The organism is Anaerocolumna sp., assembly GCF_032079385.1.
Lineage (GTDB): Bacteria > Bacillota > Clostridia > Lachnospirales > Lachnospiraceae > Anaerocolumna.
In genome coordinates this window covers 26279-39579 of record NZ_DAMAUC010000018.1, presented here as the reverse complement: position 1 = coordinate 39579, position 13301 = coordinate 26279, and the positions used below count along the sequence as shown (strand labels likewise).

Annotated in this window: 13 protein-coding genes and 1 other annotated feature (1 of these 14 cut by a window edge); of the genes, 12 read left to right on the top strand and 1 reads right to left on the bottom strand. The window is 35.3% G+C overall.

All coding sequences use genetic code 11. The features are described 5' to 3' along the window. Positions 1-134, top strand: a binding site (T-box leader) (it extends 181 nt beyond the left edge of the window). A gap of 223 nt (positions 135-357) precedes the next feature. The 12 genes from RT261_RS14470 (at position 358) to RT261_RS14415 (ending at position 10360) form a co-directional block, all read left to right on the top strand. Next, entirely contained in the window at positions 358-3021 is a 2664-nt protein-coding gene (locus RT261_RS14470) for a valine--tRNA ligase (protein WP_313133493.1), read from the top strand. A gap of 273 nt (positions 3022-3294) precedes the next feature. Then, a complete protein-coding gene (locus RT261_RS14465; RefSeq protein WP_313133492.1) occupies positions 3295-3435 on the top strand; it encodes a hypothetical protein in 141 nt (46 codons plus the stop codon). A 150-nt stretch (positions 3436-3585) separates the two neighbouring features. Next, the gene (locus RT261_RS14460) at positions 3586-4998 is read left to right on the top strand and encodes a tetratricopeptide repeat protein (protein WP_313133491.1); all 1413 of its coding nucleotides are present in this window, start codon (positions 3586-3588) and stop codon (positions 4996-4998) included. Between the two features lie 117 nt (positions 4999-5115). After that, positions 5116-5514, top strand: a complete 399-nt coding sequence (gene spoIIAA, locus RT261_RS14455) for an anti-sigma F factor antagonist (RefSeq protein ID WP_313133490.1) — start codon at positions 5116-5118, stop codon at positions 5512-5514. Between the two features lie 156 nt (positions 5515-5670). Next, positions 5671-6093: an anti-sigma F factor gene (spoIIAB, locus tag RT261_RS14450; RefSeq protein ID WP_313133488.1), complete on the top strand. Its 423-nt coding sequence runs from the start codon at positions 5671-5673 to the stop codon at positions 6091-6093. Between the two features lie 46 nt (positions 6094-6139). After that, on the top strand, positions 6140-6853 hold the full coding sequence (gene sigF, locus RT261_RS14445) for an RNA polymerase sporulation sigma factor SigF (protein WP_313133487.1): 714 nt from the start codon (positions 6140-6142) through the stop codon (positions 6851-6853). A gap of 179 nt (positions 6854-7032) precedes the next feature. After that, positions 7033-7203, top strand: coding sequence for a hypothetical protein (locus RT261_RS14440; protein WP_313133486.1), 171 nt, complete (start codon positions 7033-7035; stop codon positions 7201-7203). Between the two features lie 80 nt (positions 7204-7283). Beyond that, a complete protein-coding gene (locus RT261_RS14435) occupies positions 7284-7913 on the top strand; it encodes a stage V sporulation protein AA (RefSeq protein WP_313133485.1) in 630 nt (209 codons plus the stop codon). Beyond that, a complete protein-coding gene (locus RT261_RS14430) occupies positions 7903-8319 on the top strand; it encodes a stage V sporulation protein AB (protein WP_313133484.1) in 417 nt (138 codons plus the stop codon). The genes RT261_RS14435 and RT261_RS14430 overlap by 11 nt, the downstream gene beginning before the upstream one ends. 94 nt (positions 8320-8413) lie before the next feature. Then, positions 8414-8878: a stage V sporulation protein AC gene (gene spoVAC / locus RT261_RS14425; protein WP_313133562.1), complete on the top strand. Its 465-nt coding sequence runs from the start codon at positions 8414-8416 to the stop codon at positions 8876-8878. A gap of 39 nt (positions 8879-8917) precedes the next feature. After that, positions 8918-9982 (top strand): stage V sporulation protein AD, encoded by a 1065-nt coding sequence (gene spoVAD, locus RT261_RS14420; protein ID WP_313133482.1) that lies wholly within the window; start codon positions 8918-8920, stop codon positions 9980-9982. Between the two features lie 21 nt (positions 9983-10003). Continuing rightward, the gene (locus RT261_RS14415; protein WP_313133481.1) at positions 10004-10360 is read left to right on the top strand and encodes a SpoVA/SpoVAEb family sporulation membrane protein; all 357 of its coding nucleotides are present in this window, start codon (positions 10004-10006) and stop codon (positions 10358-10360) included. Between the two features lie 189 nt (positions 10361-10549). Here the strand turns inward: RT261_RS14415 and RT261_RS14410 are convergent, their stop codons facing one another. Next, entirely contained in the window at positions 10550-13237 is a 2688-nt protein-coding gene (locus RT261_RS14410) for a transglycosylase domain-containing protein (protein WP_313133480.1), read from the bottom strand. Positions 13238-13301: the final 64 nt, after the last annotated feature.

Here is a 13301-nt window from a genome sequence, read left to right as displayed (position 1 = left end):
GTATAGACCAGACTTCATAGAGGTGATAAATTGTATCTTATATTTGGAGAAAAAAGTAATTATAATAAATGCTTTCCCATATAAAAGATAAGTTGTCACGAATAAAGGTGGTACCACGGTCCTTCGTCCTTTTTAAGACGAGGGCTTTTTTTGTGTCAAAGTTTAACGGATAAATATAAAACAAGATTCATTTAATAGAAACTATGACACTTAATTATGTGTAAAAAGAAAAGGGCGCAAGGGCGTCAGAATCGAATTTAGGTTGAGAAAAGTAAACTTTTTCAACTAGCAATTTGTGCGGCTGCACAAATCACTTCATTATTAAAATGGTGCTAAGACACCGGAATTGAGGTTATTATGAAAAAAGAATTGGCTAAAACCTATGATCCCAAGGACATAGAAGACAGATTGTATAAAAAGTGGCTGGATAAGAAATATTTTCATGCCGAAGTGGATAAGACAAAGAAACCGTTTACCATTGTGATTCCACCGCCAAATATTACTGGACAATTACACATGGGACACGCATTGGATAACACCATGCAGGATATTATTATCCGTTTTAAGAGAATGCAGGGATATAATGCATTATGGCAGCCAGGTACGGACCATGCAAGTATTGCTACAGAAGTAAAGATTATTGAACAGCTGAAAAAAGAAGGCATTGATAAAGAAGACCTGGGAAGAGAAGGATTTCTTAAGAGAGCATGGGAATGGAAGGATGAATACGGTGGAAGAATTATCAGCCAGTTAAAGAAAATGGGCTCCTCCTGTGACTGGGACAGAGAAAGATTTACTATGGACGAAGGCTGTTCCAAAGCGGTTCAGGAAGTATTTATCCGTCTTTTTGAAAAAGGCTATATTTATAAAGGTTCCAGAATTATTAACTGGTGTCCGGTTTGCCAGACAAGTATATCCGATGCGGAAGTAGAGCATGAAGAACAGGCAGGACATTTCTGGCATATCAAGTATCCGATTGTAGGAACAGGAGACTTTGTAGAAATCGCTACCACAAGGCCGGAGACCATGCTTGGAGATACAGCGGTAGCCGTTCATCCAGAAGATGACAGATACAAACATTTAATCGGTAAAAAAGTATTACTTCCAATTGTAAATAAAGAAATACCTGTTGTTGCAGATGCTTATGTAGATAAAGAATTTGGCACTGGTGTGGTTAAGATAACACCCGCTCATGACCCTAATGACTTTGAAGTAGGTAAGAGACATAACTTGCCTGAAATCAACATTATGAACGATGATGCTACCATTAACAGCAATGGAGGTAAATTCCAGGGTCTTGATCGCTACGAAGCTAGAAAGAGAATCGTTAAAGAATTAGACGAATTAGGATTATTAGTTAAGATTGAAGAACATGTTCACAATGTAGGTACTCATGATAGATGTGATACAACTGTAGAACCATTAATTAAACAACAATGGTTTGTTAAAATGGATGAGTTAATAAAGCCTGCTGTTGAAGCAGTTAAGACCGGGGAAATCCAATTTGTACCGGAACGTTTTGACAAAGCCTATTTTAATTGGACCGATAACATCAGAGACTGGTGTATATCCAGACAATTATGGTGGGGACACAGAATACCTGCTTATTATTGTGATAAATGCGGGGAAGTAGTAGTTTCCAAAGAAACTCCTACTATATGCCCAAAATGTGGTCACACTCATTTAACACAGGATGAAGATACACTGGATACCTGGTTTAGTTCTGCATTATGGCCATTCTCAACTCTGGGCTGGCCGGAAGAAACAGAAGATTACAAGTACTTTTATCCAACCAACGTATTAGTAACCGGTTATGATATTATCTTCTTCTGGGTTATCCGTATGGTATTCTCAGGATATGAGTATACCGGAAAAGCACCATTTAATAAAGTATTGATGCATGGATTAGTAAGAGACAGCCAGGGACGTAAGATGAGTAAATCCCTTGGAAATGGTATTGATCCTTTGGAAATCATTGATCAATACGGTGCAGATGCTTTAAGATTAACCCTGATAACTGGTAATGCTCCCGGTAATGATATGCGTTTCTATATAGAAAGAGTAGAAGCCAGCAGAAACTTTGCTAATAAAGTATGGAATGCTTCCAGATTTATTATGATGAACCTGGAAAAGGCTAAGACCAGTGATCATATTGATCCAAAAGCATTAACTGATGCGGATAAATGGATTCTATCCAAGGCGAACTCCTTAGTGAAAGAAGTTACGGATAACATGGAGAGCTTTGAACTGGGGGTTGCAGTTCAGAAAATCTATGATTTTATCTGGGAAGAATTCTGTGACTGGTATATTGAGATGGTAAAACCAAGGCTTTACAGCGATACGGATGAAACAAAAGCAGGTGCTATATGGACTTTAAAACAGGTTCTGATTACCTCTTTAAAATTATTACATCCATATATGCCATTTGTAACGGAAGAAATTTATTGTACTTTAAAAGAAATGGAAGATACAAACTCAGAGAATGATTCCATTATGATATCAGAATGGCCGGTATATGATGAAGCAATGAATTATTCCAAAGAAGAGGAAGCAGTTGAAACCATAAAAGGCGCAGTAAAAGGAATTCGTAACGTTCGTACTGAAATGAATGTTCCACCAAGCAGAAAAGCAAATGTATATGTTGTTTCAGAAAATGATAATCTTCGCAGTATCTTTGAAGACAGTAAAGTATTCTTTGCAACTTTAGGATATGGGGCAGAAGTTTTCATTCAAAAGGATAAGACTGGTATATCCGATGATGCAGTAACTGCAGTTATACCACAAGCAACTATTTATATGCCTTTTGCAGATTTGGTTGATACGGAAAAAGAAATTGAACGTCTGGAAAAGGAAAAAGCCAGATTAGAAGGCGAATTAAAGCGTGTTCAGGGTATGCTAAGTAATGAGAAGTTCGTAAGTAAAGCTCCGGAAGCTAAAATAGCGGAAGAAAAGGAAAAATTAGAAAAATACACGAACATGATGAACCAAGTAACAGAGAGACTTAGTTTCTTTAGGAAATAAATCTGTCGAAGTGAATCGAACAGTTTTTCTTGCATAATAGGGTGGTATTATTATAATAGAGGTAGGAATTACTCTGCCTCTATTATAATTTTATAAAAAATAAACTTAATATGGCAATATTATCTTGATTTTTCACACTATTATAGTTATTATTAAAGGAAATAATATAATTTTAAAAAAAGGTAAAGACCATAAGAGGATAGGACGAGCTTTCTTTTTGAGATTTGTGCTAAGCACAGAGTATCCAGACTTTGAAAGGAGTATGGTTATAAAATGATTAATTTTGAAGAAGAAATTGCAAAATTTCAACCAAGTTTAGAAGTGGAACAAGCAGAAGATGTGATTCAAAACAATGACTTAGCAGATATTACTGATTTAATAAAAAGTATGATTAAAGAACTAAAAGATAAATAAGCGATACAAGCTTAAAAGATTTAGCAAGAAAATGCCTTTTCAATTATAGATACTATAGGAATTGAAGAATTATAAGGCATTATACTTGTTTTTATGGAACCCTTAAAAATGGAACTTTTACAAGAATAAACGGTTAGGTGGAGATAAAAAATGATTTGTCCGGAATGTGGAAGTATAGTTGCATCAAAAAGAAACCGTTGTGAAAGATGCGGTACCGACTTGACAACTTTTAGAAAAGTAATTATGCTATCCAACATGTATTATAATGAAGGATTAGAAAAAGCAAAAGTGCGGGATTTATCTGGCGCTGTTTTGATATTGAAAAAAAGCCTTGAATTGAATAAAAGAAATACTAATGCCAGAAATTTATTGGGATTAGTATATTATGAAGTTGGTGAAACAGTTTCCGCCCTAAGTGAATGGGTCATTAGTAAACATTTTCAAGCAGAGAATAACGATGCAGATGATTACATGGAATCCTTACAATCCAATCCAACTAAGTTAGAAACTTTAAATCAAACCATAAAGAAATATAATTCAGCCTTGCAGTCGGCTAAACAAGGCAGTGATGACCTTGCTATTATACAACTAAAGAAAGTAACTAGCTTAAATCCGCATTTTGTTAAGGCTTTACAGTTATTGGCCTTACTTTATATAAAGAATGGTGAGAGAGATAAAGCACTGAAAGCTTTATCAAAAGCTAGTAAAATAGATGTATCCAATACAACAACCTTAAGATATTTGCATGAATTGGATGAAAGTTCTGATATATTACAAGACAATATAAAGAATGGGAAAAGGGAAAGCAAAAAAGTAATACAGACTCAGGAACAAACTGTATTTCCTACTACTACCTATAAAGAAGACAAGCCGAATGTCTGGGCATTTGTGAATCTGATTATCGGTGTTGCAATAGGTATCGCTGTTTTATTCTTTCTGATTGTGCCTACTGTTAAAAAGAATGCTTTGGAAGAAGCTAAAAAAATTGAAATAGAGTATAGTGAGTCTTTAAGTAAGCAAACACAAAGCCTGTCCTCCTTGGAGAAAGAAAATAAAGACCTTCAGAACGAAGTGAAAAATCTGGAGAAACAATTAAGTGAATATGAGACTAATGAGGTAGATGGGGCTATATATGATAATTTATTTGCCGGAATTTCCACGTATTTAGCAGAATTAGCAAAAGGAAATCCAAATGATATGGATTATGTTGCTGTTGCAGATGGTATAGGTAAGGTTAATCCGGATCAATTGGAAATACCTGCAGCAAAAGAAATATATAATCAAATTAAGGAAGTGTCCTTTATGAAGGCTTCTGATCTCTTATACGGTAATGGACATGACAGGTATACTGCAAGAAAATACGATGAAGCTTTAGAACTATTAGAGAAGTCTTTTGAATATAATGCAGACAATGTAAATGCAATCTATTTTATTGGAAGATCCTATCACCAAAAAGGAGACTTAGAAAAGGCTGCTACTTATTATACTATGGTAACTGAAAATTTTCCTGACAGCAATCGTGCAAGTGAAGCCAATGGTAAGCTAAGAGAAATTGGAAGATAGTACGATACAGCACAAATGAAAAAATGATTTTGAAAGAAAGACAACTCTAATGTGTTCATTAGAGGCGTCTTTTTTTATAGATAGGTAATGTAAAATGATGCACAAAGAAGGGAAAATATGGAGAAGAAAAAAGAAAAACCAAAAAATACGTCGATTTATCAATTACGGGAGGGGGTGAAAGCGGACTTTGAAGTTGTAAATAAATGTTTGATAATTAAATTAATGGAAGAATTGGATCATCATAACGCACTTACCATTCGTGAGCAGTCCGATAAACTTATATCCGGAAAGAACATTAAGGATATTGTATTTGACTTTACCGGTTCTGATTTTATGGATAGTTCGGGAATCGGTGTAATTATGGGACGCTACAAAAAGATTATATTTACCGGGGGAAAAGTAGCTGTCACTGGGGTGAATCAAAGTGTAGATAGAATTTTTCGCCTTTCCGGATTGTATAAAATAATTCACAAGTTCAACACCATTGAAGATGCAGTAGAGGAATTTAATAAATAAATTCCCGGATTTAATAAATAAATTCCCGGATTTAATAAATAAATTCCCGAATTTAATTATAGAAAACCGCGACTATGTATGGTTAATGATTAGATAAGAAAATAAACCAATAAAAAATTATGCTTAGCATAAAGGGGTTTTAACAGGAGGATATGTATGGATTATACAAACGAAATGATATTGGAAGTAGAAAGCCAGTCAAGAAATGAGGGCTTTGCAAGAATGGTAGTTGCCGGTTTTGTTGCACAGCTGGATCCTACCATTGAAGAAATTGCAGATATTAAAACAGCTGTCTCCGAAGCAGTCACCAATGCAATTATACACGGCTATAACAATGGTAAAGGCAAGATAAAAGTATATTGCAAAATATGTAATCATGAAGTTTATATCGAGGTACAGGATTTTGGTGTTGGTATTGAGGATATTGAAAAGGCCATGGAACCCTTATATACAACCAGACCTGAATTAGAACGATCAGGTATGGGGTTTGCTTTTATGGAAGCATTTATGGATGACTTAGAAGTAATTTCTAAAGTTGGGGAAGGGACTATGGTTAAAATGAAAAAAATAATTCATTAAGAAAGCTTACAAGATGTAAAAAATTCCTTTAGAAGGGAGTGAAACAGTGGATAACATTGAGTTAATTCGTAGATCCCAACAGGGTGATAAAGAAGCAAGAGACAAAGTAATTATGGATAATGTGGGTTTGGTATGGAGCATCGTCCGAAGATTTATGTGCAGGGGTCACGAACCGGAGGATTTATTTCAGATTGGAAGTATAGGCTTAATTAAAGCAATCGATAAATTTGACCTATCCTATGATGTAAAGTTTTCCACATATGCAGTGCCCATGATAATGGGAGAAATCAAACGCTTTTTAAGGGATGACGGTGTTATAAAAGTAAGCCGTTCTTTAAAGGAAACTGCAGGTAAGATAAGGATTGCCAGAGAGAAATTAAATAATATATATGGAAGAGAACCAACTATAGATGAAATCGGACAAGAGATGAATCTGGCGAAAGAAGAAGTGGTAATGGCTCTGGAATCAGGAGCTGAAGTGGAGTCCTTATACAAAACCATCTATCAGGGAGATGGAAACGCTATTTACTTAATTGATAAATTAGAACAAACCAATGATGAAAATGAAATGATGATTGACAAGCTTGCCTTAAAAGAAACCATTGAGTCTTTGGATGAAAAAGATCAGGAATTAATCAGGCTTCGATATTTTATGGATAGAACACAGACGGATATAGCAAAAGAATTAGGAATTTCTCAAGTGCAGGTATCAAGATTAGAAAAGAAAATTTTATTAAAAATGCGTGAAAAAATGATGTAGATATTTCCAGTATAGAAAAATAATCGAAACATATAATAAAATCAAGTAAACCAAAAGCATCAGTAAATACTGATGCTTTTTCCTTTCCTAAAAATTAATTAAAGATACATGAAAAACAATTGTAATTTGTTTGATTGCTTAGCAATAGAAATACAAAAAATGAAAAGAGGGATGAATAAATGGCTTATTTAAAAAGAGCATTGGTGCTACTTACACTGTTAGCTGTATTATTTGTTATTATTGTCTTTATCATTCTGCCAAAAAAGAACAAAAACGTGGAATATAAAGGTACTTTGGTAAATGGATATATTCAGATTGAAAGACCGGATAGAGAAGTAAAGAATCTTTGAGTATTCTTGAAGAATAATTAGAAATGGTAATCTTACAGTGATGTTATATAAACATTTTCATCAGTGCTTGGAGGCTGCTTATGAGTAATGAGTATTTGTATATTAAAGTGGATAAAGATAGTATGTCGGAAAATAAAGTGGTATATCTTGAAGATATTGCGAAACTTTACAGTACAGATACAGATATGGTGAATGTTTTAAAAAAGCAGGTAATTCTGGCTATAAAGGATAACGATGCAACAAAGTATGTTTTTTCAATATTAAAAATAATTGAAATGATCCACTCTATTTATCCCGAAGTACAGGTTGTTAATCTAGGAGAAACTGACTTTATCCTACAGTATCAGCCGCCTAATAAGGAGAAAAAAATACTTAAGTATTTAAAAATTATAATGGTCTCCCTCATTATATTCTTTGGTTCTGCCTTTGCAATTATGACTTTTAATACAGATGTCAGTGTGGATGAAGTTTTTAATAAAATATATGAATTAATTATGGGCAGTAAAAAAGAGGGTGGAACAATATTGGAAATAAGCTATTCTATTGGAATTCCCATAGGGATCATTGTATTTTACAATCATTTTTCTAAGGTTAAATTAAGCAATGATCCAACTCCATTAAAAGTTCAAATGCGTGTATATGAAGAGGAACTGGATAAAACACTTATAGCCAATGCGAGTAGGGAGGATAAAATAATTGATGTTGATTAAAATAATAGTACTAATTATAATTGGTATCGCTTCCGGAGTAGTCGTAGCCGGCGGGTTATTTGCATTTATTACCACCATCGGAGTAATTAATCGGTTAGCAACTCACACAGATTCAGCAGATAAAATACATTTGTATGAGGATCTTGTTGTTCTGGGTGCAACCCTTGGTAATATAGTAATACTATTTCAACCTTCCCTCCCATTTGGAATAGTGGGACTTATAATATTTGGGATATTTTCAGGATGTTATGTAGGGTGTATGGCAGTTGCTTTAGCAGAAGTTACAAAAGTATTCCCGGTATTTACTAAGAGAATTAAATTAAGGACCGGAACTTCGTATCTTCTATTATGCATGGCCATAGGAAAGGCATTAGGAAGTTTATATCAGATGTACTTTAAAGCATAATCTTAATAATCAAAGGAGTTGATACAGAATGGATGATAAAAATATCAATGCAGGAGATGTTAATACTCAAGATGTTAGTGCTCAAGATGTTGTAATGGAACATGATCAGGATACAAAAGGGGAAAAGTATAATGAGTATGTTAAGAAAATGACTCCAAAGCATAGCTGGTTTCTTAACATGTTAAAAGCATTCTTAGTGGGAGGAATCATTTGTACCATAGGACAATGCTTTAGTAATTTATATAAATACTGGGGAGCATCGGAAGATTTAGCCGCCGCCTATACAACATTATCCTTAGTATTTTTATCCGTCTTGCTCACCGGATTAAATATATATCCTAAATTAGCTAAATTTGGCGGTGCTGGAACGGTTGTGCCGATTACCGGTTTTGCCAATTCTGTAGCGGCTCCTGCAGTAGAATATAAGAAAGAAGGACATGTTTTCGGTATTGGATGTAAAATCTTTACCATAGCAGGACCGGTTATTTTATATGGTATTTTTTCTTCTTGGATTCTAGGTATTATTTATTACATTTTAATGCAGTTAGGGATAGTGTGAATATTAGAAATGCGCTGAAGCGCTGGAATCGAGGTTAAAATGTCTGATAAAAATATGACTACAAATAAAATAGCAGGAAAGCAAAGTATACTTTTTGAAAATCCTCCTCTCATTTTATCCGGTTCTTCTATTGCCGGACAGAAGGAAGGGGAAGGTCCTCTGGGAAGTTTCTTTGATGAAATTGAAGAAGATCCTATGGCAGGTGGAAAGAGTTGGGAAGATGCAGAAAGCAGATTAATGAAACGGGCAGCAGAAAAAGCTATTGAAAAAGCAGGCTTAACGAATCAGGATATCCGTTTTTTAATAGGTGGAGATTTGCTGGGACAATTAATTGCTACGTCCTTTGGAATCGTCAACCTTGAAATACCCATGTTTGGAGTATATGGAGCGTGTTCCACTATGGGTGAATCCATGGCCCTTGGAGCAATTTTAGTAGATGGAGGTTATGCTGATAAAGTAATAGCAATCACTTCCAGTCATTTTGCAGGTGCTGAAAAGCAATTTAGATTTCCTTTGGGATATGGTAATCAAAGACCTCTTTCGGCAAGCTGGACGGTAACAGGAAGTGGAGCAGTAGTAATTGGTAAGAATGAATCAAAAGATAAAAACAAGCATAAAGAAGAAGAAAAAAATGTCGTTATAAAAGGTATAACAGTAGGCAAAATTGTAGATTATGGTCTGAAAGATTCTATGAATATGGGAGCGTGCATGGCACCAGCAGCATATACTACTATATCACAAAATCTAAAAGACATAAATCAACTTCCAATGTACTATGATAAAATCATTACGGGTGATCTTGGATGTGTGGGTAAAGATATTTTAATAGATTTATTAAAACAGGATGGTTTTGATATTAGCAGTAATTATATGGACTGTGGCATGGAGATTTTTGATCAGGAATCTCAGGATACCCATGCAGGCGGAAGCGGATGCGGATGCAGCGCTATTACACTGACAGGATACATTTTGTATAAAATGAGACGTGGAGAATGGAATCGGGTATTATTTGTACCTACCGGATCTTTACAGTCTACCGTAAGCTTTAACGAAGGTAATTCCATTCCGGGAATCGCTCACGGTGTTATACTGGAAACTTGCTAAGCAAGTAGATAGGAGTAGATTATGGACTATTTAATAGCATTTTTAGTAGGTGGAGGAATCTGTGCAGTAGTACAAATTTTTATGGATAACACGAAACTCATGCCAGGAAGAATTATGGTAATTCTGGTTTGCCTTGGAGCGCTTCTTGGAGCCATTGGAGTTTATGAACCTTTTGCAAAATGGGCAGGTGCAGGTGCAACGGTTCCACTTGTTGGTTTTGGTAATGTATTGTTTAAAGGAATTAAGGAAGGTATTATGAAAGAGGGGTTTATTGGTGTATTTAAGGGTGGATTTACAGCATCTGCCGTAGGTATTTCATCAGCACTAATTTTTGCGTATTTAGCTTCACTTATATTTAGTCCAAAGATGAAAAGTTAAAACAGATATTTCAAGCAGTGCGGTATACCTTAATATTAAGATGAATCCAATTAACTTGTTAACTCATATAATAGATGTGTTTGAAAGCGTATGGTTTTTTAATTACTATAGAAAGGTGTATTGACTGCTTTTAATATAGATTAGCTTAAAACAGAAGGGGCAAAATATTTGCCCCTTCTGGTGATTAATTTAATAGTTATAGTTAAAGATATCTGGAAACTCAGATTCTATGGTATCCTCATCATTCTCGTTCTCATCATCAGGATATGGAGGTGGTGTAGGAGTTTGAGAATCGGTAGGAGGAAAATCTGGGAAGTCCGGAAAATCCGGTTTTACAGAATTTCCAGCTGTGTGTACATCGCAAGTTTCTGTCGGTAAAATATTTGGAGTATCATGTGTAGCATGAGTTTCTTCTTTTACTAAATACACTTGTTCCTTTGTAGAAGATGGAGGACAAAATTCTGTTGCAATTTTTCCCGAGTCTTTACATACGGTAGCCTTTACGTGAATATCACATTTTTCTGTAGGAACAGTACCTTTTGCAAAATATTCTGTTTTTACGGTAGAACCTCCGATATAATGATCGCATAATCCTTCTGCGGCTAATTTACCGCTCTTTGTACATATTTGAGCAGTAACGATAGAATCCGGTATTGTGAATGGAACATTTTTAAGTTCTTTTTTAATGTGAATTTGTTCCATTACATCACGCCATATCCGTTTATGATAGCTCTTATCAACTTGCGGACGGTTGTTATCAAAGCCGGACCATATAGTAGCAGTGTAATAAGGTGTGTATCCGGAAAACCATAAGTCGTTATCATCTGAGGTCGTACCTGTCTTACCTGCAATCGGCATTTGAAGCTTAGGGAATCTAAGAGCTGTACCAGTACCTATTTTAACTACGTCTTCCATTGCATTTGTTAAAAGGAAGGAGGTAGATTCTTTCATAACCTGACGAGTAACAGGTTTTTTCTCTAATAACACTTTACCGTCATGGTCCAAAATCTTGGTATAGAAAGTAGGCTCGGTATAAATACCACTGTTGGCTACAGCAGCCATAGCACCCGTTAATTCAAGGTTTGATACGCCCTTTGTGATACCGCCAAGTGCAGTGGATAAATTAATATCGGAAAAAGGTCTGCCATTACTATCCGTCCAGGTATCTACTAAGGAAGTAAATCCAAGTTTTTGTAAATAGTCAAAACCAACTTGTGGTGTTACCTGATTTAATGTTTTAACTGTAACAACGTTCATGGAACGGTATATTGCTCTTCTTAATGTAGTAAGGCCTTCATAAACATTTTTATTCCAGTTTGAAACATACTTTGATGTGCCTGGGTATTGGAACGGGGCATCATCAATAACGCTTGTCAATGTCATTCCTGCTGAATCCAAAGCAGGTAGATATGTGGACAGGACTTTAAATACGGAACCGGGCTGTCTTACTGTGTTAGTGGCACGGTTAAGAGTTCTGTTACCTGTCTTTCTACCACGCCCGCCTATGAGTCCTACTACCTGACCGGTGGATTGATCAATAATAACCATGGAAGATTGAGGCTGTAATATTAAACTGGTATTTTCAGCTAATATCGTATCGTCTTCTTTCAGCTTAGCTTCCTTAAAATCTTTAATCAGATTTAAAGCATCTTCCTTTTTGGAAAAGTAAGTAAAGTATTTGCTGGTGGAGCCTGCAAATTCTTTTAAATCTTTAAGATGATAATGTATGGTTTCTCCCTTGGCTGTTTCAATGGATAACGCGTAGTTTAGTTCCCAATATGAGATGGAACCTACTGCAGGGAAGTAATCCGGATTGGAATACACATCATCTAATATTTTTTGTACATCGGAATCTAGCGTAGTATATATACTTAAACCACCACTGTATAAAGCTTTACTTGCCTGAGTATAAGTATATCCTTTTTCTGTTTGTAAATCTTCAAGAGCTTGTTCAATTAATTCATCTACAAAATAACTATAGTAAGACTCATCTGCTATTTCTTCGTTAACAGATTGAATTCTGGAATAAACATCATCCTCTATCGCTTTGTTGTATTCTGCTTCAGTACAATGTCCAAGACGAAGCATGCTGTTTAAAACCTCAGTACGACGTTTCGCATTGTTTTCTTTGTGGGAAATTGGATTCATATAGGTCGGTGACTGGGCAATGGCAGCAATAACAGCTGCTTCTGATAAATTAAGTTGTCCCACTTCCTTATTAAAGTAACGTCTGGAAGCAGTCTGCACACCATAACTTCCTGCACCCAGGTTAATATTGTTCAGGTAATATTCTAATATAAGGTCTTTATCTAATTTATCTTCCAGCTGTATAGCTAAATATTGTTCCTGAACCTTTCTTACTAAACGATCAGCAAAATTATCTTCCGCACCGCCGTTAAAGACCTGGTTCTTAATAAGCTGCTGGGTTATGGTACTGGCACCTTCGTCAAATTTTCCGCTGCTTAAACCAGAGAAAAATGCACGAAAGATACCTTTTACGTCCACACCATCGTGGGTATAGAATCTTTCATCTTCAATACTGATAAAAGCATTGCGAACCACTTCAGGAATTTCATCAATTTTTACATATACACGATTGGATTCTGCACCAGCTAAAGATTGAATAAGATTACCGTCTCTATCATATATATTGGTTGTAAAGCCATTTGGTTCAACGTTTATCTGATCAATGTCCGGAGCACTGTCAGCCAGTCCTTTTAATATACCAAAGCCAGCAAAGGATCCTACTATAGCCAAAAATACAATACCAACTAATACTATTCTAAAAAGAGACACTCCCGCTTTGGAAGCAACTTTTCTAGAAGTAGATTTTATCTGTTGTTGTTTTTTTTGTGTTCCTTTTCTACTAAAGTCCATAAAAAACCTCCTTTATCCTGCCATTATATCAAATATATAATGTAAAATAAAGATAAATTTGTTG

What these genes read in the sequence shown, in the direction of transcription:
- RT261_RS14460 (WP_313133491.1), top strand. Translation starts at nt 3,586, where the DNA reads ATGATTTGTCCGGAATGTGGAAGTATAGTTGCATCAAAAAGAAACCGT.
- RT261_RS14465 (WP_313133492.1), top strand. Translation starts at nt 3,295, where the DNA reads ATGATTAATTTTGAAGAAGAAATTGCAAAATTTCAACCAAGTTTAGAA.
- RT261_RS14470 (WP_313133493.1), top strand. Translation starts at nt 358, where the DNA reads ATGAAAAAAGAATTGGCTAAAACCTATGATCCCAAGGACATAGAAGAC.
- spoIIAB (WP_313133488.1), top strand. Translation starts at nt 5,671, where the DNA reads ATGGATTATACAAACGAAATGATATTGGAAGTAGAAAGCCAGTCAAGA.
- RT261_RS14430 (WP_313133484.1), top strand. Translation starts at nt 7,903, where the DNA reads ATGTTGATTAAAATAATAGTACTAATTATAATTGGTATCGCTTCCGGA.
- spoVAC (WP_313133562.1), top strand. Translation starts at nt 8,414, where the DNA reads ATGGAACATGATCAGGATACAAAAGGGGAAAAGTATAATGAGTATGTT.
- spoVAD (WP_313133482.1), top strand. Translation starts at nt 8,918, where the DNA reads ATGTCTGATAAAAATATGACTACAAATAAAATAGCAGGAAAGCAAAGT.
- RT261_RS14440 (WP_313133486.1), top strand. Translation starts at nt 7,033, where the DNA reads ATGGCTTATTTAAAAAGAGCATTGGTGCTACTTACACTGTTAGCTGTA.
- RT261_RS14410 (WP_313133480.1), bottom strand. Translation starts at nt 13,237, where the DNA reads ATGGACTTTAGTAGAAAAGGAACACAAAAAAAACAACAACAGATAAAA.
- RT261_RS14435 (WP_313133485.1), top strand. Translation starts at nt 7,284, where the DNA reads ATGAGTAATGAGTATTTGTATATTAAAGTGGATAAAGATAGTATGTCG.
- spoIIAA (WP_313133490.1), top strand. Translation starts at nt 5,116, where the DNA reads ATGGAGAAGAAAAAAGAAAAACCAAAAAATACGTCGATTTATCAATTA.
- RT261_RS14415 (WP_313133481.1), top strand. Translation starts at nt 10,004, where the DNA reads ATGGACTATTTAATAGCATTTTTAGTAGGTGGAGGAATCTGTGCAGTA.